The sequence below is a fragment of the Paracoccus sp. (in: a-proteobacteria) genome (genome assembly GCF_030538695.1).
GTDB lineage: Bacteria > Pseudomonadota > Alphaproteobacteria > Rhodobacterales > Rhodobacteraceae > Paracoccus.
Map to the genome: position 1 here is coordinate 1 of NZ_JAUNTN010000019.1, position 22,570 is coordinate 22,570.

Annotated in this window: 25 protein-coding genes; 12 read left to right on the forward strand and 13 right to left on the reverse strand. The window is 62.8% G+C overall.

Annotated elements, in window-relative coordinates; translation table 11 throughout:
• The 4 genes from Q4G24_RS11625 to Q4G24_RS11640 form a co-directional block, all read right to left on the reverse strand.
• A partial coding sequence (locus Q4G24_RS11625) for an ATP-binding cassette domain-containing protein (protein WP_303366700.1) occupies positions 1–453 on the reverse strand: 453 nt, incomplete at its 3' end.
• The gene (locus Q4G24_RS11630; RefSeq protein WP_303366701.1) at positions 450–1,394 is read right to left on the reverse strand and encodes a branched-chain amino acid ABC transporter permease; all 945 of its coding nucleotides are present in this window, start codon (positions 1,392–1,394) and stop codon (positions 450–452) included. The genes Q4G24_RS11630 and Q4G24_RS11625, both read right to left, overlap by 4 nt.
• Positions 1,391–2,266, reverse strand: a complete 876-nt coding sequence (locus tag Q4G24_RS11635) for a branched-chain amino acid ABC transporter permease (protein ID WP_303366702.1) — start codon at positions 2,264–2,266, stop codon at positions 1,391–1,393. The genes Q4G24_RS11630 and Q4G24_RS11635 overlap by 4 nt, the downstream gene beginning before the upstream one ends.
• Positions 2,267–2,331: 65 nt before the next feature.
• A complete protein-coding gene (locus tag Q4G24_RS11640; RefSeq protein ID WP_303366703.1) occupies positions 2,332–3,558 on the reverse strand; it encodes an amino acid ABC transporter substrate-binding protein in 1,227 nt (408 codons plus the stop codon).
• A gap of 152 nt (positions 3,559–3,710) precedes the next feature.
• Between Q4G24_RS11640 and Q4G24_RS11645 the strand changes: the two genes are divergently transcribed.
• A complete protein-coding gene (locus Q4G24_RS11645) occupies positions 3,711–4,586 on the forward strand; it encodes a helix-turn-helix domain-containing protein (protein ID WP_303366704.1) in 876 nt (291 codons plus the stop codon).
• Positions 4,587–4,996: 410 nt separating this feature from the next.
• Here the strand turns inward: Q4G24_RS11645 and polA are convergent, their stop codons facing one another.
• Both polA and Q4G24_RS11655 read right to left on the reverse strand, forming a co-directional pair.
• The gene (gene polA / locus Q4G24_RS11650; RefSeq protein WP_303366705.1) at positions 4,997–7,819 is read right to left on the reverse strand and encodes a DNA polymerase I; all 2,823 of its coding nucleotides are present in this window, start codon (positions 7,817–7,819) and stop codon (positions 4,997–4,999) included.
• 84 nt (positions 7,820–7,903) lie between these two features.
• Complete coding sequence (locus Q4G24_RS11655) at positions 7,904–8,089, reverse strand: zinc-finger domain-containing protein (protein WP_303366706.1); 186 nt, start codon at positions 8,087–8,089, stop codon at positions 7,904–7,906.
• Positions 8,090–8,183: 94 nt separating this feature from the next.
• Between Q4G24_RS11655 and Q4G24_RS11660 the strand changes: the two genes are divergently transcribed.
• Positions 8,184–9,104: an ABC transporter ATP-binding protein gene (locus Q4G24_RS11660; RefSeq protein ID WP_303366707.1), complete on the forward strand. Its 921-nt coding sequence runs from the start codon at positions 8,184–8,186 to the stop codon at positions 9,102–9,104.
• A gap of 18 nt (positions 9,105–9,122) precedes the next feature.
• On the opposite strand, the gene Q4G24_RS11665 is transcribed toward Q4G24_RS11660, so the two are convergent.
• A complete protein-coding gene (locus Q4G24_RS11665) occupies positions 9,123–9,746 on the reverse strand; it encodes a J domain-containing protein (protein WP_303366708.1) in 624 nt (207 codons plus the stop codon).
• 72 nt (positions 9,747–9,818) lie between these two features.
• Between Q4G24_RS11665 and Q4G24_RS11670 the strand changes: the two genes are divergently transcribed.
• Both Q4G24_RS11670 and glpX read left to right on the forward strand, forming a co-directional pair.
• Positions 9,819–10,073, forward strand: coding sequence for a BolA family transcriptional regulator (locus Q4G24_RS11670; protein WP_303366709.1), 255 nt, complete (start codon positions 9,819–9,821; stop codon positions 10,071–10,073).
• An 84-nt stretch (positions 10,074–10,157) separates the two neighbouring features.
• Positions 10,158–11,117, forward strand: a complete 960-nt coding sequence (glpX, locus tag Q4G24_RS11675) for a class II fructose-bisphosphatase (RefSeq protein ID WP_303366710.1) — start codon at positions 10,158–10,160, stop codon at positions 11,115–11,117.
• 100 nt (positions 11,118–11,217) lie between these two features.
• Here the strand turns inward: glpX and Q4G24_RS11680 are convergent, their stop codons facing one another.
• Entirely contained in the window at positions 11,218–12,057 is an 840-nt protein-coding gene (locus tag Q4G24_RS11680; RefSeq protein ID WP_303366711.1) for a ferredoxin--NADP reductase, read from the reverse strand.
• A gap of 217 nt (positions 12,058–12,274) precedes the next feature.
• Between Q4G24_RS11680 and arsC the strand changes: the two genes are divergently transcribed.
• The 3 genes from arsC to Q4G24_RS11695 are packed head-to-tail and all read left to right on the forward strand — an operon-like array spanning position 12,275 to position 14,137.
• Entirely contained in the window at positions 12,275–12,694 is a 420-nt protein-coding gene (gene arsC / locus Q4G24_RS11685; RefSeq protein ID WP_303366712.1) for an arsenate reductase (glutaredoxin), read from the forward strand.
• Complete coding sequence (gene arsH / locus Q4G24_RS11690; protein WP_303366713.1) at positions 12,694–13,389, forward strand: arsenical resistance protein ArsH; 696 nt, start codon at positions 12,694–12,696, stop codon at positions 13,387–13,389. The genes arsC and arsH overlap by 1 nt, the downstream gene beginning before the upstream one ends.
• A complete protein-coding gene (locus Q4G24_RS11695; protein WP_303366714.1) occupies positions 13,376–14,137 on the forward strand; it encodes an alpha/beta fold hydrolase in 762 nt (253 codons plus the stop codon). Before arsH ends, Q4G24_RS11695 begins: the two co-directional genes overlap by 14 nt.
• 50 nt (positions 14,138–14,187) lie before the next feature.
• On the opposite strand, the gene rpsU is transcribed toward Q4G24_RS11695, so the two are convergent.
• The gene (gene rpsU, locus Q4G24_RS11700) at positions 14,188–14,394 is read right to left on the reverse strand and encodes a 30S ribosomal protein S21 (RefSeq protein ID WP_081994671.1); all 207 of its coding nucleotides are present in this window, start codon (positions 14,392–14,394) and stop codon (positions 14,188–14,190) included.
• 101 nt (positions 14,395–14,495) lie between these two features.
• On the opposite strand from rpsU, the gene Q4G24_RS11705 reads away from it, so the two are divergent.
• Genes Q4G24_RS11705 through Q4G24_RS11715 form a run of 3 tightly spaced genes read left to right on the forward strand, consistent with a single transcriptional unit; the run spans position 14,496 to position 16,641 of the window.
• Entirely contained in the window at positions 14,496–15,152 is a 657-nt protein-coding gene (locus Q4G24_RS11705; protein WP_303366715.1) for a COQ9 family protein, read from the forward strand.
• A complete protein-coding gene (locus Q4G24_RS11710) occupies positions 15,149–16,135 on the forward strand; it encodes an NAD(P)H-quinone oxidoreductase (protein WP_303366716.1) in 987 nt (328 codons plus the stop codon). Before Q4G24_RS11705 ends, Q4G24_RS11710 begins: the two co-directional genes overlap by 4 nt.
• Positions 16,132–16,641 (forward strand): hypothetical protein, encoded by a 510-nt coding sequence (locus Q4G24_RS11715; protein WP_303366717.1) that lies wholly within the window; start codon positions 16,132–16,134, stop codon positions 16,639–16,641. Before Q4G24_RS11710 ends, Q4G24_RS11715 begins: the two co-directional genes overlap by 4 nt.
• 250 nt (positions 16,642–16,891) lie before the next feature.
• On the opposite strand, the gene Q4G24_RS11720 is transcribed toward Q4G24_RS11715, so the two are convergent.
• The 3 genes from Q4G24_RS11720 to Q4G24_RS11730 are packed head-to-tail and all read right to left on the reverse strand — an operon-like array spanning position 16,892 to position 19,141.
• On the reverse strand, positions 16,892–17,551 hold the full coding sequence (locus Q4G24_RS11720) for a ribonuclease T2 (protein WP_303366718.1): 660 nt from the start codon (positions 17,549–17,551) through the stop codon (positions 16,892–16,894).
• Positions 17,552–17,558: 7 nt separating this feature from the next.
• On the reverse strand, positions 17,559–17,888 hold the full coding sequence (locus tag Q4G24_RS11725) for a hypothetical protein (RefSeq protein WP_303366719.1): 330 nt from the start codon (positions 17,886–17,888) through the stop codon (positions 17,559–17,561).
• Entirely contained in the window at positions 17,885–19,141 is a 1,257-nt protein-coding gene (locus tag Q4G24_RS11730) for a hypothetical protein (RefSeq protein ID WP_303366720.1), read from the reverse strand. The genes Q4G24_RS11725 and Q4G24_RS11730 overlap by 4 nt, the downstream gene beginning before the upstream one ends.
• A 110-nt stretch (positions 19,142–19,251) precedes the next feature.
• Here Q4G24_RS11730 and Q4G24_RS11735 point away from each other — a divergent pair, with 110 nt between their 5' ends.
• On the forward strand, positions 19,252–19,953 hold the full coding sequence (locus Q4G24_RS11735) for a phosphatidylcholine/phosphatidylserine synthase (protein WP_303366721.1): 702 nt from the start codon (positions 19,252–19,254) through the stop codon (positions 19,951–19,953).
• Between the two features lie 58 nt (positions 19,954–20,011).
• The gene (locus Q4G24_RS11740) at positions 20,012–21,475 is read left to right on the forward strand and encodes an ABC transporter substrate-binding protein (RefSeq protein WP_303366722.1); all 1,464 of its coding nucleotides are present in this window, start codon (positions 20,012–20,014) and stop codon (positions 21,473–21,475) included.
• Between the two features lie 76 nt (positions 21,476–21,551).
• Here Q4G24_RS11740 and Q4G24_RS11745 read toward each other — a convergent pair whose 3' ends face one another.
• Positions 21,552–22,547 carry a lytic transglycosylase domain-containing protein gene (locus Q4G24_RS11745; protein ID WP_303366723.1) on the reverse strand — a complete coding sequence of 332 codons (996 nt, stop codon included), beginning with the start codon at positions 22,545–22,547 and terminating at the stop codon, positions 21,552–21,554.
• Positions 22,548–22,570: the final 23 nt, after the last annotated feature.

A 22,570-nucleotide genomic window follows, 5' to 3' on the forward strand; every position in this document is an offset into this window, starting at 1 on the left:
GGCAAGCTCCATCCGTTTCTGGTCGATATAGGTCAGATCGTCGGCATGAACGGCCTCGCGCCCCGACAGCCCCACCTCATCGAGCAGTTCCGCCACCTGCGCCTCGGCTGCGCGGCCCCAGAGGGGCGCGGGACGATAGGCAAGGGCGATGGCGATATTCTGGGCCACGGTCAGCGAGGGCAGGACGCGCACAAGCTGAAAGGTGCGCGCGACGCCGCGCCGGGCGATCAGATGCGGCGGCAGGCCCGAGACCTCTTCACCCGCCAGCAAGATACGGCCTGCGGTGGGCGAGAGCGCCCCCGAGATCATGTTCAGCACGGTCGTCTTGCCCGACCCGTTCGGCCCGAGAAGGGCCACGATCTCGCCCTCTGCCATGGCGAAGCTGACATCGCGCACGGCGGTCAGCCCGCCGAACTGCTTGCGCAGACCGCCGATCTCAAGAAGGGCGGTCATGGCTGCACCTCGGGTTTGCCTCGCAGGCGGCGCGCGCCTGCGCCCAGATCCTCGATCAGCGCCAGCACGCCGCGCGGGACCACAAAGACGATGGCGATAAAGACCAGCCCCAGAATGATCGAGTAGTGATTGGGAAAGTTCGCGCTGAGCCATTCGAACAGCAAAAACAGCGGCACCGCGCCGAACAACGGCCCCCAAAGCCGGTTTGCGCCCCCAAGCAGCGCCATGACCACGGTCAGGAATGAGATCGTCGGATTGAACACGATGGCGGGTTCGACATAGGTCCAGCGCGGGGCCTGAATCGCGCCGACAAGAGTGATGATCGTCGCGCTGACGGCGAAGAGCATCAGCTTGAGCCGGGCGATATTGATGCTCATATGCGCGGCCACCACCTCATCATCGCCAATCACCTTCAGCGCCAGCCCAAGGCGCGAGCGCCCGATCCACCAGCCGATCGCGATGGTCAGGGCCGCCAGCCCCAGAAGCTGCCAATAGATCTGCGTGGCGCTGATCGGCAGGAAGATATAGCGGCCCAGCGTGCCGGTCACATTGACCTCATACCAGGTGACAAGCTGGCGGACCAGTTCGGCCAGGCCGAAGGTGAAGATGACGAAATAGATCCCCGCCAGTCGCAGCGTGGCAAGCCCCACGACAAGGGCCAGCATCAGCCCGATCAGACCCGCAACCGCCAGCACGGCGGGGTAAGGCAGGGTTTCGCTCAGCACCGCGACGGTATAGGCGCCGATCCCGAAAAACGCGACCGTCGCCAGCGAGATATAGCGCGTCGGCCCCGAAAACAGCGCCCATGCGCTGGCCAGCGTGACATAACCGGTCATGCCCAGCAGAAGGCCCACGCCATAAGCGCCAAGCTGCGTCGGCAACCATGCCAGCGCCGCCAGCGCGAGCGCGAAGAGGGTCAGCGCAATCACGGTCCTGTTCATCGCGCCACCGCCTTTCCGAAGAGCCCCGTCGGCTTCCAGAGCAGCACGATCAGGAAGATGAGATAGGTCGCCGCAAGGGTCAGGCCGGGGTCGAGATAGGTGGCGACCAGAACCTCGATGATGCCCAAAAGCAACCCCGCCGCCAGCGCCCCCATCAGGTTGCCAAGCCCGCCCATGATGACGATGACAAGCGCCTTCATCGTGAACACCACGCCCATCGAGGCGTTGAAGGTCTGATACATCGAGATCATCACCCCGCCCGCCGCCGCCATCGCGGTGCCAAGCGCGAAGGCAAAGCGGGCGGTGCGCTGCACGTCGATGCCGACCAGAGGGGCGGCGTCGGGGGCGACCGCAATCGCGCGGATCGTCGTCCCCCAGCGGGTCCGCGTCAGCAGCAAAAACAGCGTGCCGCCGACCAGAACCGCCAGCGCGAAGGCCACAAGCCGGTTCGCCGCGATGGTCACGCCCAGCACCGGCACTCCGAAATTGAGGTAGTTATAACTGGTATAGTTTGATCCAAAGACCACCAGCATCACGCCTTGCAGCACAAATAACAGCCCGAAGGTCGCAAGGATCGAGTCGACCTCCAGCGTGCCGGTCCGGGCCGAACGCCGCACCAGAGGCTGCATCATCAACCCGTAGATCGCATATCCGGCGGCAAAGGCGGCAGGCAGCACGATGACCATGCCCAAAAGCGGGTTGATCCCCGCGCCCGAGAACAGCAGGAACGCGCCGAACGCCGCGAAGATGATGATCTCGCCATAAGCAAGGTTCATGATCCGCGAGATCCCGTATTGCAGGGTCAGCCCCATCGCAAGCAGCGCATATGAGCCGCCCAGAACAAGCCCGGACAAAAGCGCGGTGGTCAGCATTTTCGGTCTTACCTCATCAAGGTTGCAGGGATGGGCCGCCGGTCGCCCCGGCAGCCCGCGCCTGCTCAGTTGCCGGACCAGTCGGGTTTCGGCAGCCGGATCTGCGTTTCCCCCGCGCCATCGGCGGTCTGGACCGCGACGAACACGCCGTCCTGCCACTGTCCGGTCCATGGCAGGTTGCGCAACTGGTTATCCTCCAGCGCGGTTTCGCCAAGGATCGTGGTGAATGTGCCACCTGCCAGCTCTGCCGCGACCGCCTCGCGGTCCAGCCCGACCCGCGCCACCGCCTGTTCCAGCATTTGCAGCCCCGCATAGGTCATCTGCGAGGCCCAGGAATCGGGCGCCTGCCCCGTAAATGCCTCATGCCGCGCGCGGTAATCCATCAGCGCCTCATTCGAGGGGTCGATACCGCCAAGGCTCAGGATGCCCTCGGCATTGGCTCCATTCGCGGCCAGATAGGTCGGGAAAGGCGTGCCGACGCCCAGATAAAGCGCGGGCGGATTGAAGGATGCGACCTGCGCCTGCTGGGTCAGCGCAAAGGTATCGGGCGGATAGGAAAAGGCCACGAAACTATCCGCACCCGAGGATTGCGCCTCGTTAATCATCGGCGAGAAATCGGTCGTGCCGGGCGGATAGGTGCGGTCCATCACAATATTCAGCCCCGCCGCCGCAAAGCTGGTCCGCGCGGCATTCACAAGGTCGATCCCGAACCCGTCGGCGACCGAGATCACCGCCACATCGCCATTGATCTGGCCCACCTCGCGCGCCTGCCCCAGAACCTCGGCCAGCGCACCCGCATAATCAGCCCCGCCACCCAGCAGCCAGAAGCTGCGCGGCCAGCGGGCGGCAAATTCGGGCGCGCGGTCGGTCACGGCAGCCGAGGCGATCTGCGGATAGCCAAAGCGGTCAAACAGCGGCGCGGCGGCCAGATTGAACCCGGTGCCCCAGGGCGACAGCACGAAATCCACCTCATCCTGGGTCATCAGCCGCTCGACCGCGCGGACCACCTCTTCGGCGGAAGACCGGTCGTCATATTCGATCACCTCGATGGGCCGCCGCGTGCCATCGGGCAGTTCAAGCCCGCCCGCCTCGTTCACCTCATGGACCCAAAAGCGGTAATTCGGGATCGTGGTGATCCCCGCCCCGCCCGCATTCGCGCCGCTGATCGAGACGGCATAGCCGATCTTCACCGAATCGCGACCCTCGGCGGCCAAGGGCGCCGCGATGCCAAGCGCAAGGCAGGTCGATGCCGCCACCAGTTTCAGGGCGGCCCTGCGTTCAATCCGTGTCATCTTGTCCTCCTCCTGTGGTCTTCCCGAGGGAAGCAACCGGCAAGAGGTCTCCCATCCGCTTGGCCGGTTCAGCAAGGCTAGCGCAGAAGCTGTTCGATAAAGAATGGACGATTTCGGGGTATAATGGTATTTTTCCGGTGAGCGGGGGAACAATGACGAACAACGCACGGACCATCCGTCTGGCTCAGGAAATCGAGGCGATGCGCCTGCCCACCAGTCTTCAACGGCAGGACTGGAGCCTTGACGGGCAGCGCCATCGGCTTTTCCTGTTGCTGGCCGGTGGTGGCTCGGTCGAGATAGGCGGTGAGACAACCGGACTGCGTGCGCCCGCACTGAACTGGGTTCCGGCACCGCAACCGGCGCGGCTGCACCTCGCGGCAGGTGCGCGGGGTGCGCATCTGGCGATTGGTGATGCGGCGCTCGGTCAGTTGCGCCTACCGGGCCATATCGTTGAGCATCTCGACCTGCTGCGCCGCGCACCGCGGCTTGGCATCACCGCCTCGCCCGCCGACCTTGCCCGCCTGTCCGAACTGATCGGCAGTATCAGCGACGAGGCCGCCGGTCAGGCCGCCGAGGCCGAGGATGTCCTGCATCACGCGCTCGCGATCCTGCTGATCCTGCTGTCGCGCCTGACCGGCACCGCCAGCGCCCTGCCTCATTCGGGGCCGCGTATTCTGGTGGACAGTTTTATTAATCTGGTCGAGCAGCATATGCGCAGTCACTGGCGGCTTCAGGATTATGCCGCGCGCCTTAGCGTCACCCCCGACCGGCTGTCCGGCGCAGTCCTGCGCGTGACGGGCCGCACGCCGCTATCGCTGATCCATGCCAGACTTCATGCCGAGGCGCGGCAGATGCTGGAAAGCTCGGGCTTGCAGATCGCCCAGATCGCCCTGCATCTCGGCTTTGACGATCCGGCCTATTTCTCTCGCTTTTTCAAACGGGTCGGCGGAAAATCCCCCCGCCGCCACCGCGCCGACGCATTGCGCCAGCGCAACAGCACCGGCGGCTCTTTCGCCGCCTGGCCATGATGCGTCACATCGTTGACGGCAAGAACAGCGCCAGAGCCGGGATCAGGCAGACCAGCAGCAACCGGATAAGGTCCGAGACCACAAAGCGTGACGAAGAGTACCATCGTCGCGCGTGAGTTTCGGAGTCGCTTGCGCTGATGCGGGAAGAGGCAAGATATTCCTTATGCCCATACAGAAATCCGGGATTATACATGGAAACAAAGCAATATTTACTTTGGAGATCTTGTTGAGAGCATGGTGTCGGCGGTGCTATCTGTCAAAGGTTTCTGTAAATCACAAAACGAAAACACCCATAGCATAGGCGAAACGCGACCTCACATCAGCATACTGGAATGTGTAAGTAAATGCCTGAGAAAAGGCAGGTTCGTCGCTGTGTTGTCGTATGAATAGCAAAACCACCGAAGGCGGGGTTAATGCGCCTCGGCCCAGTTTGCGCCCTGACCGGCATCCACCTCCAGCGGCACCGATAGTTTGACGGCGGGCTCGGCGGCGGCTTCCATGACCTGACGGGCGGCGGCAATCAGGGCTTCGGTGGCGTCCTCGGCCACCTCGAACACCAGTTCGTCATGGACCTGCAACAGCATATTTGCGGGCAGGTCGCGGATGGCGGCGGGGATGCGCAGCATGGCGCGACGGATGATGTCGGCGGCGGCCCCCTGAATGGGGGCGTTGATGGCCGCGCGTTGGGCGCCACCTGCCGCCGGGCCTTTGCTCTCGATGCCGGGCGTGTGGATCTTGCGGCCAAACAGGGTGCGCACAAAGCCGTCGCGTTTCGCATCCGCGATGGTGCGGTCCATATAGGCGCGGATTTCCGGGAAACGCTGGAAGTAAGTGTCGATAAACGCCTGCGCCTCGCCGCGCGGAATGCGCAGGTTGCGGGCAAGGCCAAAGCCTGAAATGCCATAGATCACGCCGAAATTGATCGCCTTGGCGCGGCGGCGGATCATCGGGTCCATGCCTTCGACCGGGACGCCGAACATCTGGCTGGCGGTCAGGGCGTGAATGTCGATCCCGTCGCGGAACGCTTGTTTCAGCGCCGGAACATCCGCGACATGGGCCAGAATCCGCAACTCGATCTGGCTATAGTCGAGGCTGACCAGCCGCATCCCCGGCCCGGCGATAAAGGCTTCGCGGATACGGCGGCCTTCTTCGCTGCGCACCGGAATGTTTTGCAGGTTCGGCTCGGTCGAGGCCAACCGCCCGGTCTGCGCTCCGGCGATGGCGTAGCTGGTATGCACGCGCCCGGTTTCCGGGTTGCGATAGGTTGGCAGCGCGTCGGTATAGGTTGATTTCAGCTTGGACAGCGCCCGCCAGTCCAGCACGCGGGCGGGCAGGTCGTGGCCCTCGGCCGCAAGGTCTTCCAGCACATCGGCGCTGGTGGAATAGGCACCGGTCTTGCCCTGCTTGCCGCCCGACAACCCCATCCGCTCGAACAGGATTTCGCCAAGCTGCTTGGGGCTGCCGACGTTGAACGGTTCTCCGGCAAGAGCGTGGATTTCGGCCTCCAGCCCCGCCATTTTCTGCGCAAAGGCGTTGGACATGCGCGATAGCGCGTCCGGGTCGATGCGGATGCCGGCCATTTCCATATCGGCCAGCACCGGGATCAGCGGGCGGTCCAGCGTTTCGTAAACCGTGGTCACGGCATCGCGCGACAGGCGCGGGCGCAGGGTTTGCCACAGGCGCCATGTGACCTCGGCATCTTCGGCGGCATAGGGGGCGGCCTTGTCGATCGGCACGCGGTCAAAGGTAATCTGCGATTTTCCGCTGCCGATCAGATCCTTGATCGGGATGCAGATGTGGTTCAGGTAGCGGTCGGCCAGCTCATCCATACCATGGTTGTGCAGCCCGGCGTTCAGCGCATAGGACAACAGCAACGTATCCTCGACCGGGGTCATGCGGATGCCGTGGCGGGCGAGGATTTTCCAGTCATACTTGGCGTTTTGCAGCACTTTCAGCGTGGCCGCATCTTCCAGAACGGGCTTTAGCATGGCCAGCGCGGTGTCGCGGTCCATCTGGTCGGGGGCAAGGCTGGTGCCGCCGAACAGCCCTTCGCCCTCGCCGGTGACATGGCCCAGCGGGATATAGGCGGCGCGGTTCGGGCCAAGCGCCAGCGAGATTCCGACCAGTTCGGCCTGCATTTCGTCGAGGCTGGTGGTTTCGGTATCGATGGCGACAGCGCCCTCCTCGCGGATGGCGGCGATCCATGTCGTCAGCGTGTCCGCGTCGCGGATCACGGTTGCGGTGGTCAGGTCAATGGCAGGCCAGTCGGGACCCGTCGCTGGGGCGGTCGCCGGGCCAGTCGCCTGCGCTGCGGTGGGCTTGGGTTCGGGCAGCTCGGGCAGGTCGCGGTCAAACTTTTCCGCCACGCGGCGGGTGAGGGTGCGGAACTCCATCTGGTTCAGGAAGTCCAGCAAGATGGCGGGATCAGGTTCGCGCACCTCAAGGTCGTTCAGGGTGAAATCCAGCGGGGTGTCGCAGTCAAGTTGCACCAGACGGCGGGAAATGCGGATCAGCTCGGCATTGTCGATCAGGGTCTGGCGGCGCTTGGGCTGTTTGATCTGGTCCGCATTGGCCAGCAGGTTTTCGATGTCGCCATATTCCTCGATCAGCAGGGCGGCGGTTTTGATGCCGATGCCGGGCGCGCCGGGGACGTTATCGACCGAATCGCCGGCCAGCGCCTGAATATCCACCACCTTATCGGGACCAAGGCCGAACTTGTCGCGGACCTCATCGGGGCCGATGCGCAGGTTCTTGATCGGGTCCAGCATATCGACGCCATCCCCGACAAGCTGCATCAGATCCTTGTCGCTGCTGATGATGGTGGCGGTGCCGCCTGCGTCACGCGCCCGGCAGGCCAGTGTGGCCATGACGTCATCGGCCTCATAATCCTCAACCTCAAGGCAGGCGATGTTGAAGGCGCGGGTGGCATCGCGGGTCAGCGGGAATTGCGGGCGCAGATCCTCGGGCGGTTCGGGGCGGTTGGCTTTGTAAAGGTCATAGATCTGGTTACGAAAGGTCTTGCTGGAATAGTCGAACACCACCGCCGCATGGGTGGGCGCGTCGGAACCTTTTGCGTCCTCGATATATTTCCACAGCATGTTGCAAAAGCCTGCGACCGCGCCCACCGGCAGCCCGTCAGATTTGCGCGTCAGCGGCGGCAGCGCGTGATACGCCCGGAAAATAAAGGCCGAGCCGTCGATCAGGTGCAGGTGATGGCCTTTGCCGAATGTCATATGCGGTCCTTTCGGCAGCGGGTAAGGGGGCGCTGCCCCCTCGGGCTGACGCCCTCACCCCCGGGATATTTAGGTGAAGAAGAATTAGTGGGCGTCGTGCGCGTGGGTGCGGTCGATTTCAAAGCGTTTGCCGCAATAACCACATTCGGTCACGCCGGTATCATGCGGGATCGCCAGCCAGACGCGGGGGTGGCCAAGGCCGCGGGCCTCATCGCCCTCGCAGGCGACCTTCCATGTGGTGACGACTTCGGTTTCCGGGGCGGTGGTCATGGGCGTCTCTTGTTCTGGCGGGCGAAGCCCTGTTTAAGTCGGGGTCATTCTAGCGATCATCGCCCCGGCGGCAAGACAGCAGGAGAGGATAACCATGGCGGATGCGATCACCATTGAAGGTTTGCGCAAGGTTTATGCCGCCAGTGGCAGCGCCGCGCCGAAGGAGGCGCTGAAGGGGCTGGATCTGTCGATCCCGGCGGGCAGTATCTTTGGGCTTCTGGGGCCGAACGGGGCGGGGAAATCCACCACGATCAACATTCTGGCCGGGCTGGTGCGCAAGACGGCGGGGCGGGTGGTCATCTGGGGCTTCGATCAGGATGTGAACCCGCGCCAGTCCCGTGCCGCCATCGGGGTGATGCCGCAAGAGCTGAATATCGACCCGTTTTTTACGCCTCGGGCCAGTCTGGAAGTTCAGGCGGGGCTGTATGGCGTGCCGAAATCCGAACGCTGGACGGATGAGTTGCTGGCGTTGGTCGGGCTGACCGAGCAGGCGGAAAGCTATGCCCGCAACCTGTCGGGCGGGATGAAGCGGCGGCTGCTGCTGGCCAAGGCGCTGGTGCATCGGCCGCAAATCCTGGTGCTGGACGAGCCGACGGCCGGGGTGGATATAGGTTTGCGCGATATGTTGTGGCAGAATGTGCGCCGCCTGAACGAACAGGGCATGACCATCATCCTGACCACGCATTATCTGGAAGAAGCGCAGGAGATGTGCGACCGCATCGCCATCATCAACCACGGCGAGCTGGTGGTTTGTGAGGATACCACGACGCTGCTGGCCCGCACGGATCGCCGGACGTTGCTGGTCGATCCCGGTGGGCCGGTGGGGGCGCTGGAGCTGCCCGATGGGGTCAGCCTTGACCGGCGGGCGGATGGGCGGCTGGCGTTTTCCTATGCACCATCGGTTCTGCGGGCGGATGTGGTGCTGGATATGCTGCGGGCCGCCGGGCTGCCGATCACCGATATTGCAACCGAGCAGCCCGACCTTGAGGATGTCTTTGTCGAAATGACCCGCTGAGGCCCGGTCAAGGGCGCATCAGTCGCGGAAGTGGCGGCTTTCCTTGATCTGGTCCCATGCCCAGACGACTTCGGACAGGCGGTCCTCGTCGGAACGGTCGCCGCCGTTCATATCCGGGTGCAGCACCTTGACCAGCGCCTTGTATTGGGTGCGGATTTCGGCGCGGGTCCAGGTGTCGCGGGCCTCAAGGATTTCCAGTGCCTTGCGCTCGGTCGGGGGCAGCTTGCGGACCGGACCGGCACGGTGGGCCGGGTTGGTGCCGTTTTCGCCAAGGATTTCCAGCGGATCGGCTACACCATGCCGCGCCCACGCCTGTTCGCGGGCGGATTTCGAAAACGGCTTGGTCGGGCGTTCCCAGACGGTTGCATTGTCCAGAAACTCTTGGAACTCGGCCTCGGACTGGCCCTGAAAATAGTTCCAGTTCAGGTTATATTCGCGGACGTGATCCTTGCAGAACCAGTAATATTCATCCAGCGCCTTGGGGGATTTGGGCGCACGATACTGGCCCGGCAGGTCGCAACCCGCCTTGTCGCAGCGCCGGGTCGAGGTCTCGAACGCGCCGGACATGCCGCGACGGCCCTTGTTGCGGCGCTTTTTGTCCTTGGCCGCAGAAATGTCAAAGTTAAACGGATCGTTCGTCATGCGCTTGTCCCTTTCCGTTTCGGGACGGGCAGTCTAGGCTATTCGCAGATGGATCGTAAGGGGGTGCGGCGAATGATTGCCGATGAAATGCGCGAAAAACTGGCGGGGTTGCACGCCACGCAACTGGACATCATCGACGAAAGCGAGAACCATCGCGGCCATGCTGGCTGGCGTGAGGGCGGGCAGACGCATTTTCGCATCATTGCGCGCTCGGATGCCTTTGACGGCTTGTCGCGGGTGGCGCGTCACCGGCTGATTCACGGGCTGCTGGGGGATCTGGTGACGCGGATTCACGCGCTGGCGCTGGATCTGGATGTGCCGGACTGATCTGCTGTTAGCGCACCCAGACTTGCCCGGTCGCGGGGGTGGGCCTAGAACCTTGCACAACGCGCAAATTCAAGGATTGATCCCATGACCGCCGACTTTAACGACCGTATGTTGTCTTTGGGCCTTGCCCGTGTGTCCGAGGCGGCGGCTCATGCCTCGGCCCGGCTGATCGGACGCGGCGATGAAAAGGCCGCCGATCAGGCTGCCGTGAACGCCATGCGGGACCAGTTGAACATGCTGGACATCAAGGGCGTGGTCGTCATCGGTGAGGGCGAACGTGACGAGGCCCCGATGCTATTCATCGGTGAGGAAGTCGGTTCGGGCAGCGGTCCCGAAGTGGATATTGCGCTGGACCCGCTGGAAGGCACCACCCTGACCGCCAAGGATATGCCCAATGCGCTGACCGTAATTGCCATGGCCCCGCGCGGCACCCTGCTGCACGCGCCTGATGTCTATATGGACAAACTGGCAATCGGGCCGGGCTATGCCAAGGACGTGGTGTCGCTGGACATGACCCCGACCGAGCGGGTTCATGCGCTGGCAAAGGCGCAAGGCGTGACGCCGCATGATATTACCGTTTGTATCCTTGAGCGCCCCCGGCATGAGGACATGATTGCCGAAGTCCGCGCCACGGGGGCTGCAATCCGGCTGATTACCGACGGCGATGTGGCGGGCGTGATGCATGTGGCCGAGCCGGAGCAGACCGGGATTGATATGTATATGGGGTCTGGTGGCGCACCCGAGGGGGTGCTGGCGGCCTCGGCGCTGAAATGCATGGGTGGGCAGATGTGGGGCCGCCTGTTGTTCCGCAATGATGATGAACGCGGGCGGGCGCATAAGGCCGGGATCACCGATCTGGACCGCATCTATTCGCGTGATGAGATGGTGACGGCGGATGTGATCTTTTCAGCCACCGGCGTGACGAATGGTTCCATCGTGCGCGGGCTGAAGCGCGAGCCGCATTTCATCGAGACCGAAACGATCCTGATGCGCTCGAAAACGGGTTCGGTGCGGCGCATGATTTATCGCAACCCGATCCGTTAAGGTTAATCCGTCAGGGTCAATGCGGGGCGCTGCCCCGCGCCCCGGGATATTTAAGTGAAGAAGAAATGGGCGTGGTCGGGTTGGCTGCGCCCTGTTTCATTCAGATGCCGTCACCGACGAAGGCTTTTTCGACGACGAATTCTTTGGGGTCGCTGTTAGCCCCTTCGCGCAGGCCGAAACTTTCCAGAACGGCTTTCACATCGACGTTGAAATCAAGGCTGCCGCAGACCATTGCCCGGTCGGTTTCGGGGTTCAGCGGTGCCAGCCCGAGGTCGGTGAATACCTTGCCGGATTTCAGGTTGTCGGTGATCCGGCCCTGCTGGTGGAAGTCGTCACGGGTGGTGGTCGGGTAATAGATCAGCCGGTTGGCGAAATCCTCACCGAACATCTCCAGCAGCAGCGGGTCGTTATGAAGCCCCTCGACCAGTTGGCGACCATATTCCAGTTCAGAGGATTCGCGGCAGGTGTGCATCATAATGATGCGGTCATATCGCTCATAACATTCCGGGTCGCGCATCAGGCTGGCAAAGGGTGCAATCCCGGTGCCGGTGGCCAGAAACCACAGGTTCTTGCCCGGCAGCAGCGCGTCCAGCACCAGCGTACCAACCGGTTTCGGGCGCAGGATGATCTGATCGCCGGGCTGGATATGTTGCAGCCGCGAGGTCAGCGGCCCATCCGGCACCTTGATCGAATAGAACTCCAGCTCCTCGTCCCAGTTGGGGCTGGCGATGGAATAGGCCCGCAGGATCGGTTTGCCATTGTCGCCGGGCAGGCCGATCATCACGAACTCGCCCGAGCGGAAGCGCAGGCTGTCCGGGCGCGTCACCCGGAACGAGAACAGCCGGTCGGTCCAATGCGTGACGGCGGTTACGGTTTGTGCGTCGGGCATGGTCTTGGTGGGTTTGGTTGCGGTGTCGGTCACGGCAATGTCCAGTGTCATGGCAAGTCCTGCATCTTTTACGGCAAAGCCGTCGCGGGCGCAAAGGCCACGCGACGTTTGCGGCGTCATAACGCGGGGGCGGGGGATATGGCAGGGCCGTGCGACGGTTTGGAAAACTATCCTGCCAGGGGCGGGTTGCGGCGAATACGGGTTTTCTCGCAAGCCCTGTCCAGAGAACGGGTGCGGTGCTAGGCTGACCCCAAAACAGGAGGTTTCGATGAGCGACACGGTAATATGGCACAATCCGAAATGTGGCACCTCGCGCAATGTTCTGGCGATGATCCGCAATGCCGGGGTCGAGCTGGTGATTCGGGATTATCAGAAAGATGCGCCGGATGAGGCCGAATTGCGGGCTGCAATGGCGGCGGCGAAGCTGACCCCGCATCAGCTTGTCCGGCGCAAGGGGACGCCCTTTGCCGAACTGGGGCTGAGCGACGCGACCCCGGACGATGATCTGGTCGCCGCTATGCTGGCGCATCCGATCCTGATTGAGCGGCCTTTGGTCTTTACCCCGAAAGGTGCCGCGTTGTGTCGTCCGTCCGAGGCGGTGCTGGACCTGCTGCCGCAGCAGCAAGGGGCGTTCAGCAAAGAGGATGGCGAGCCGGTCGTCGATGCACAGGGCAACCGGGTGCGCTGATGCCGTTGCGTGACCTGCCCGACCCGGATTTCCTTCCGGCGCTGGACCGCGCCCGTCTGCGGCTTGATCTGGCGGATCAGCTTGGCCCGCAGGACCGGCCACCGCGGTTTCTGGTGCTTTATGGCTCGCTGCGGGACCGATCCTATTCCCGGCTGGTGGCGGAAGAAGCCGCCCGGCTGCTGCATCTGTTCGGGGGCGAGGTGCGGATGTTCGACCCGTCGGGCCTGCCTTTCCCCGATGGCCACCCCGAGGATCACCCCGAGGTTCAGGAATTGCGCGATCTGGCGATCTGGTCCGATGGCATGGTCTGGTCCAGCCCCGAAACCCATGGCCAGATGTCGGGGCTGCTGAAAACGCAGATCGACCATATCCCCCTGGAGATCGGGGCCGTGCATCCGACGCAGGGACGCACGCTGGCGGTGATGCAGGTCTCGGGCGGGTCGCAAAGTTTCAATGCGGTGAATGCGATGCGAATCCTTGGCCGCTGGCTGCGGATGCTGACGATCCCGAATCAGGTCTCGGTGCCGCGCACCTGGCAAGAGTTCGACGAGACCGGGCGGATGCGGGCCTCGGGCTATTACGACCGGATCGTGGATGTGATGGAGGAACTTTACCGCACCACCGTCCTGACCCGCCCGCACCGCGACCGGCTGGTGGATCGCTATTCGGAAAGGCTGCCGAATGGCGATGTTTGACGCGGGCCGGATGATCCCGGTGGGGGATGCCGCGCTGTTCGTGGCGCAGGCGGGCAACCCCGCCGGTCCGCCGGTAGTGCTGCTGCATGGCGGGCTCGGTAGCCGGGCCGATTTCGCGCGACTGGCTGCCGGGTTGCAGGATTTCCGCCTGATCGCCATTGACAGCCGGGGGCATGGGCGGTCGGATTTGGGCGCCGCGCAGATGAGCTATCGCCAGATGGCCGAGGATGTGGCCACGGTTCTGGAACGGCTGGACCTGACCGGGGCCGGGCTGATCGGCCATAGCGATGGCGGGATTGTGGCGCTGTGGCTGGCCTCTGGCTTGACCCGGCCTGCTTTTGTTGTGACGGCCGGGGCGCAGGCCAGCCTGCCCGCCGATCATCCGGCCCGTGCGATTTATGCGGATGTTACGGCGGAAGGCTGGTGTGAGATGTTTCCCGCGGAGGTCGCGGCCTATGAGGCAGAAAACCCCGCGCCGGATTTTGCGCGGCTGTTTGCGGCCACCCGAACAATGTGGCTTGGCGGCAGTTATCCGGGCGCGGCGGTGGGGCGGATCACTTGCCCGCTGCTGGTGCTGCATGGGGACGAGGACTTTCTGATCCCCCGCGCCGATGCGGTTGCGCTGGCCGGGCAGGTGCTGGGGGCGCGGCTGTTCGTGCTGCCCTTTGCCGGCCATACGCTTTTGCAGGATTGCCCCGCCGATGTTCTGCCCAGTTTGCGCCGGTTCATGGCGGAGGCCGCAAAATAAAACCCCCGCCGAAGGGGCGGAGGCTTTGGAACCAATCGGTTCGCTTCGTCTTACAGAGCGCCTTCGCGCTGTGCCTTTTTACGGGCCAGCTTGCGGGCGCGGCGCACGGCCTCGGCCTTTTCACGGGCCTTCTTGACGGACGGTTTCTCGAAATGCTGCTTCAGCTTCATTTCACGGAACACGCCTTCGCGCTGAAGTTTTTTCTTCAGGGCGCGCAACGCCTGTTCGACGTTATTGTCGCGAACGTTCACCTGCATGTGGTTGTCACCACCTTCCTAAGTTAGAGTTGCAGTTGGTTGCAGGAAGCGTTCCTATAGCGGCCAGTAAGGTGTTTGTCCAGACCAGAAGGGGGTCCGAAATGACCACGGAACAGGAAAAACTGCTGAAAGCGGCGCTGGTTCATGTGCCTTTCGATGGAATGAACGATGCCGCGCTGCGGGCGGGTGCGCGGGATCTGAACCTGTCAGAGCAAGCGATTCGCGTGCATTTTCCGCGTGGCGGGGCCGATCTGGCTGCGGCCTATCATCGGCGGGCGGATGCCGCGCTGCGGGTGGCGCTGGCGGCGAACCCGCCACAGGGGCGGTTCCGCGACAAGGTGGCCGATGCTGTCTGGCAGCGGCTGGCCCTGGTCCAGCCCGAGCTGGTTCGTGCCGGGGCGGCCACGCTGTCTTTGCCGCAGCACCAGCCGCTGGCCGCGAAGCTGGTATGGGAGACGGCGGATGCGATCTGGTCGGGGCTTGGTGATACCTCGGACGATGTGAACTGGTATAGCAAGCGCGCCACGCTGTCGGCGGTGATTGGCTCGGCGGTGCTGTATTGGCTGGGCGATGATAGCGAGGGCCACCGCGACACCCGCGCCTTCATCGACCGCCGCATCGACGGGGTGATGCAGTTTGAAAAACTGAAAGCCAGCGCACGCAAATTGCCCGGCATGGCGGTTCTGGCCGATCTGGCGACCGGCTGGATCAAGGCCCCGCTGGACCGTGTGGCACCGGGGAAAGGGGGTGACGCATGACCCCGCCGCCCGAGATGCGCGCCATCGAGATCACCGCCCCCGGAGGCCCTGACGCGCTGCGTTTGACCCATATCCCTACGCCTGCGCCGGGGCAGGGGGAAATCCTGATCCGGTTGGCCTATGCCGGGGTGAACCGCCCCGATGTGCTGCAACGCATGGGTGCTTATGCGCCGCCGCCAGACGCCAACCCGCGTCCGGGGCTGGAGGGTGCGGGCGAGGTTGCGGCCATCGGGCCGGGGGTGACGCAATGGGCGGTGGGCGATCGGGTGTGCGCGTTGCTGCCCGGTGGCGGTTACGCCGAATATGTGACCTGTGCGGCCAGCCATGCCCTGCCGGTTCCCGAGGGCATGACCCTGCGCGAAGCCGCTGGTCTGTGTGAGACTGCCTTTACCGTCTGGTCGAACATGGTCCAGCGCGGCGGGCTGCGGGCGGGGGAGCGGTTTTTGGTCCATGGTGGCACCTCGGGCATCGGCACCATGGCCATTCAGATCGCCCGTGCCCTTGGCGCCCGCGTCTGGGCCAGTGCCGGATCGGATGCGAAATGCGCCGCCATTACCGCGCTTGGCGCGACGGCGATCAATTATCGCAGCCAGGCGTTCGAGGATGTTTTGCAAGCTGAAGGCGGTGCGGACCTGATCCTTGATATGGTCGGCGGCGATTATATCAAGCGCAACCTCAAAGCGTTGGCCGAGGATGGGCGGCTGGTGTTCATCGCCTTTCTTGGCGGGCCAAAGGCGGAAATCAACTGGGCGCCAATCATGGCCCGCCGACTGACTGTCACCGGCAGCACCCTGCGTCCGCAAAGCCTGCTGGCCAAGGCGCGCATTGCTGATGCCTTGCGCGAAAATCTGTGGCCGCTGATTGCGGCGGGCAAGGTGCGTGTGCTGATCGACAGCGAATTTGCGCTGGAACAGGCGGCAGACGCGCATCGCCATATGGAAAACGGCAGTCATATCGGCAAGATCCTGCTGAAAATCGCATGAAACGCGGCATAGTTTTCGCATTGGTCATTGGTGTCGGCGTGGCGCTTGGCTGGTTCAGCCGTGCGGCGCTGGAACCTTCGCGCCCGCAAGCCATGATAGCGATGTTCCGCGAATACTGCCTGCCGTTGCGACAGGAGCAGCAGGTTAACCCGACCGGGCTGGAGGAGCTGACTCTGGCCCCCGCAGAACGCTATTGGATGGATGCAAAACGCGGCTTTGTGCTGAGCATTGATCAGCAGCATTGCGATATTACCGACCTGCTTACACCTTTGCCACAAGCTGACCTGCCGGAGTTGAACGCCAGCATTGATGCCATGATTGCGCAAGATTTTCCTGAACTGTATCAGGCTGATACAGATGCGATGTGGCATCTGTTCAGGCTTTGGGAAAGCCATAGGCCACCCGCCCCGAACCGCTGGGGGATTTCACTGATCCGCTGGAGTGCGGACCCTTTGCCAAACGGCGGTTCCACCACGACATTATCCCTGTTTCGCCCTTCATCCTGATCTTTGTCCATGTTGCACCGTCGGATGCCTCCGGCGGGGATATTTAGGGACAAAAGATAACCAGAAGCACACACGCCCGCCGCAGCACCCGTCCGGGCGGGGTGTGGCATCTTCTGTCACGGCCATCGGCGTTCCCGCCTGTTCCGCGACTCATCCATAGCGCAGCAATCCCTAAGATCAGGTTAACGCGCGCATCTTTTGTCAAAAAATATCCCCGCCGGAGGCAGCCGAGGGGTCAGTAAGGGCTGCCTTAGCGGATTTTTTCCATCAGCACCGAGCGGCGTGAGCAATCGCGGCGGGTGTCCGGGGCGCAGTCACGAGGGGTCAGGTCTTTGTTCAGGCAGATGCGGATTTCCTGTAAATCCTCGGCGCGGCAGGTCACGGTAATGCCGTCGCGGGTCATGTCAGGGTTGGCCTCGATAAAGGCGTCCTCAATCACGCTGGGCGGCACGCGCACGTCGCGGGAGAGGGTGCGGAAAACCTGCGGGATGGTGACGGCAGCCAAAGCATCCCGTGTCGCCTGATAATAGCGCCCTGCCGACAGTCCGGTGCAGCGGCCATGCTTCTGCCACTGATACCAGGCCAGCCCGCCGGAGCCCATGATGTCACCCATCGCCTGACTTTCCCGGCGCGAGGGGTCGCGTTCGGGCGTGGTGCAATTCTGCGGCCAGCCGCGTTCATGTTGCGGCCAAAGCCCATGCACGACAAAGCCCGTTTTGCGCCCGATCTGGCATTGCTCGGCCCTGCGGGCGTCGCCGGTGGCGCTGCACCATGCGGGCGACCATGACAGGGCCAGAACATAATAGTCAAAGTCGCCAGCACGATCCTGCGCCACCGCTGCCAAGGGAAACAGCGTGGCGAAAAAAGCCGATTTCCACCAGTGAATGAGTTTCGTAATTTTCGCGCGCACGAGTGCCTTACGGATCTTCGGCCCAAACCTTATAGTCAAATAATGCACCATCTTTCCGCGCATAGTCAACTTGTTCGCGGATGTAGGCTGCGGATCGGATGGGGTCGAAATGGTGCATCCAATGTTCGGTGTCGCCCTTAAATGGTTGTGGAGTCACACCGTAGCCATGATTAGGACGCACCTTTCCGCCTTTTGCACGCATAACTTCCATTCTGGAAACGCCAAAACCACGTCTGGCCATAAACTCGTTGAATTCCAGCAATTCAGCCTCGGAAATCCACTCGGTTCCTGCGCCGGTTTGGGCTTGTTCCAGCAGTTTTTCGAATCTTTCGCTCATGGTGTCTCCAAGGGTTTTATGATTGCGTCAGGGTCATTCTCGTCATGTTTGAGGGACAAGTTTCGATTGCTTGTGGCAAATATATTTCCGTCTTCGTCTATTTTCACCCAATGTCCATCATGTCCGGTCAATAATTTAATATCCTGACCCTTCAGACGACCGCGCCCCAAAATAAAACCGCTCAGATCAAGCCGTGGGTTCGCAATGATATCATCAATCTGCTCGGGTGTATGCCCCTTGAGGGTGATGTAATCCAGACCGCCGCCTTTCTTACCATGCTCCTGAATGATGTTGCCCGCGGGGGTGGTGTAGCTTTCCGGGCGGGCGGCGACGATGTTCGGGCCTGCGTTTTCCGGGATCGGGGTCGAGATGATCTGCGGCAGGTCGATCAGCGGGGCGGGCTGGCCGGTGTGGTTGGGCAGGGCAGGGGGAGCTATGGTGAAGCCTTCCTGAAAGGTTTCGGCCTGCGCGGCGGTAAAGCCGGGCAATTCCCCCAGTGCCTTTTCCCAATCGGTCAGTTCCGGGAAGATCTCGGTCCAGCCTTGTGACCAGCCGTCGGGGTTGGGGGTCAGGCGGTTTTCCGCCAGCGCCGCCAGGGCTTGCGCCCGGATCGCGGCAAGGGTCCGCATCTGGTCCTGATTGGCGGGGTTGCGGGTGGCCTCAAAGGTGGCGGGGTGGGCCAATTCATAAAGCGCATGGGCTTCGGCCGCGATTTGGGCATCCGGGCCGCGTCCTTTTGCGACGCCGGGCAGCATCCCTGTCGAGGCCCATTCCATCGTCGCCTCGTAAGCATCTGCGGCAAGCAGACCTTCGGGGGCCGTCAGGTCGAATCCCATCTTTGCCGCCGCAGCGGTGATCCGATCCTCACGCGCGGTTTCGACATGGCGTTCGGCCACGTTGCGCAGGGTTTCGGCCAAGGCCCCCAGGCCGCCACCTCTGGCGGCACCGCGAATCAGCGCCTCGGGCGGCAGGATGTCGAAAACGGTCGGCTGGCCGGGCAGGGTCGTGGCCTGCGCCAGCCGCAGGGGCGCAGCCTGCCATTGCGGATGCTGTCTGGCGAGGTGGCCTTCGGCGGCCAGTCCAGCCTGACGGGCGGTGAAATCTGCAATGCGATCAGGGACAAGCGTATCGCCCGGCCTTGAGGACAGCGCCGTTCGGGCCTGATCGGAAAGACCGCTGCGGAGCGGAAGCCCCCCTTGGTCCATGCGGTCAGATGTGCCGTTGACGTTCGGGTTATACATGTCAATCCCCATGCGGCCTTTGCCTGAGCTTGGTGGATTTGTGTGACGATTATGCAAATGCGCGCCGGGGCTTGTCCTGCTATGGCATTGCGTCGGGCGGCTGCAAATGTCACAAACCCGCGATGAATATTAAGCTGAAAGCCCTGTCTGTTCACCTTTTGACTGCCACCGGCGCGGTTTTGTCGATGCTGGCCATGCTGGCGGCGGCAGATCAGAAATGGGACCAGATGTTCTGGTGGCTGGTTGTGGCGCTGCTGGTGGATGGGATCGACGGCCCGCTGGCGCGTCGCTATGAGGTCAAGCGCAACTGGCCGACCTATGACGGCGTGTTGATGGACCTGATTATCGACTATCTGACCTATGTGTTCATTCCGGCCTATGCGCTGTTCAAATCGGGGCTGTTGCCGGGCTGGACGGGCTGGATCGCGATTATCGCCATCACCTATGGCAGCGTTGTGTATTTCGTCGATACGCGCATGAAAACACGGGATAATTCCTTTTCCGGCTTTCCGGCCTGCTGGAATATGGTTGTTCTGGTGCTGTTTGCCGCCAAGCCGGATTTCTGGATCACGCTGATTGTCGTGGTGGCGCTGGCGGTGGCGATGTTTACCAACCTGCGCTTTATCCATCCGGTGCGGACCGAGCGGTGGCGGCTGGTCTCATTGCCGGTGGCGCTGGCTTGGGTCGGCTTTGCGGTATGGGCAATTCTGGTCGATTTTCACCCGCAAAGCTGGGCGCAATGGGGGTTGATTGCGACTTCGCTGTGGCTGCTCTTGGCGGGGATCGCGCAGCAAATGACGGAACGTCCTGCGAAACAGGCTTGATTCGCGCGGGCTGCATGGCCATCTTCCCCCTCGCATTCAGCAGGGGGGATATGATGGGATGCGCAAGTTTCTGACGACCGTGGCGGTGTTGCTGGCCGCGCCCGCATGGGCCGCGCCGGATGCGGTGACGCTGGGCATGGTGCTGGAGCCGCCGAACCTTGATCCGACCGCAGGCGCTGCCGCCGCGATTGATGAAATCACCTATGCCAACATCTTTCAGGGCCTGACCCGGTTCGGCCCGGATGGCAGCATTTTGCCCGATCTGGCTCGGTCCTGGGATGTGCAGGATGATGGTCGGACCTATCTGTTCCACCTGCAAAACGGGGTAAAGTTCCACGATGGCGCGGATTTTGATGCCTCGGACGTGGTATTCAGCCTTGACCGGGCGCGGGCCGATGACAGCGTGAATGCGCAAAAGGCGCTGTTCGCCGGGATCGAGACGGTCGAGGCCGTTGACCCGCAAACCGTGCGCGTCACTCTGACGGCACCGGATGGGGGGTTTCCGTTCAAGATGGCGTGGGGCGATGCGGTGATCGTCGATCCGGCCAGTGCGGCAAATAACGCCACCTACCCTATTGGCACCGGCCCGTTCCGCTTTGACCAGTGGCGGCAGGGGGATCGTGTGGATCTGTCGGCTTTTGACGGCTATTGGGGCGAAAAGCCCCGGCTGGCGCGGGCGACGTTTCGGTTCATCAGCGATCCGACGGCCGCCTTTGCGGCAATGATGGCCGGGGATGTGGACGCTTTTCCGTTGTATCCGGCGCCTGAAACGCTGGCGCAACTGGGTGCTGATCCGCGCTTCAAGGTGATGACCGGCACGACCGAGGGCGAAACCATTATCGCCATGAACAATGCCCGCCCGCCGCTGGATGATGTTCGCGTGCGGCAGGCGATTGCCCATGCGATCAACCGTCAGGATATTATCGACGGTGCGATGTTTGGCTATGGCACACCGATTGGCACGCATTTCGCGCCGCATCACCCGGATTATGTCGATCTGACGGCGCAATCTGCTTATGACCCCGATCTGTCGCGTAAATTGTTGGCCGAGGCGGGCGTCAGCGACCTGACCCTGCGGCTGGCGCTGCCGCCGACGCCTTATGCCCGGCGTGGCGGCGAGATTGTGGCAGAGCAGCTTCGCGCGGTCGGGATCAAGACGCAGATCACCAATATGGAATGGGCGCAATGGCTGGATCAGGTGCATAAGAATGCCGATTATGACCTGTCGATCATCAGCCATGTCGAGCCGCTGGACATCGGGATTTACGGGCGCGACGGCTATTATTTCAACTATGACAGCGCGGGCTTCCGTGACCTGATGGCGCGGCTGGACCGGGCGATTGATCCGACTGAGCGGTCTGATCTGTTGCGGCAGGCTCAGAAGATGCTGGCGGATGATTACGTCAACGTGTTTCTGTTTCAGCTTGCCAAGACCGGGGTGGCCGATGCGCGGCTGGAAGGTTTGTGGGAGAATGCGCCGACGCCCGCGAATGATCTGTCGGCGGTCTCTTGGCGCGACTGACGCCTGTTAACGGATGATTCATGCCCTGCTGCTATGAAAGGGGCAGGGCATGATTCGGTTCGGATAAACAGGGGGATCAGTTGCGCAGAACGATACAGCGGGCGCCGATATTTTGCAGGCGCGCACAGAAACGCGCGGCCTCGGCGCGGGATTGATAGCCGACTTGCGCCGTGTAAAGCATCCGGGGATTGCCGGCGATCTTGCGGCGGACATAGGCGACCTGCTGACCATCCAGAGCCGGGCGGATGCGGCTGGCCATGCGCTGCGCCCCGGCACGGGTGGGGTGCGATGCGATGATGACCCCCCAAGGGCTGGCGCGACGCTCGGTCTTGAACTCGCGCAGGGTGCGGTTCCCGGCCAGTTTCACGCAGGCATCATGGAAGGGCAGGTCAGGGTCCAGCACCAGATTCAGCTTGTCCGGGCCGGGCGGGTTGTCGCGCCATGCCCAGGCATTATGGCCGGTGATGGCCTCGACATAATCCTGCGTTTCATAGGGCAGAACCTGACTGCCGCCCTGAAAGCGTGCGGCGCGGTTCTCTCCACCGTTATAGGCGACGGCGGCAAGGCCGATATTACCGAAACCGTCGGTCAGCGATTTCAGATAGCGGGCCGAGGTCAGAATCGCCTTGGCAGGGTTGAACGGGTCGTCCAGCCCGACGATCTTGGCGGTTTCCGGCATGAATTGCGCGATACCCTGCGCACCTGCCGGGCTGATAGCGCCGGGTTCGAACAGCGATTCCTTCCACAGCAGCCGGGCGAGGAAGTTCGGGTCCAGCCCGTTTTCGGTCGAGGCCCGCTCGATCACGCGGCAGACATCGGGGACATAGGTTTCCAACCCGATACAGGTCGCGCCGTCATCGGTGCAGCGGCGGTCATCGGATTGCCGCACCGGGGCAAGGCCAAGCCGGGCGTCCACGGCCTCATGCGCAAGGGTGGGTTGCGCGGGAACGGCCAGCGCCAGCAGGCCAGCCAACAGCCGGCCAGACCAGCGCGAGGCATGTTGCCGGATGACGGATTGGCGGTGCGGACGGCAAACGGGCGCAAAGCGCAAAAGGACGGGAAAGCGGCGCATATGGGGGCTTTGGTTAATAAGTC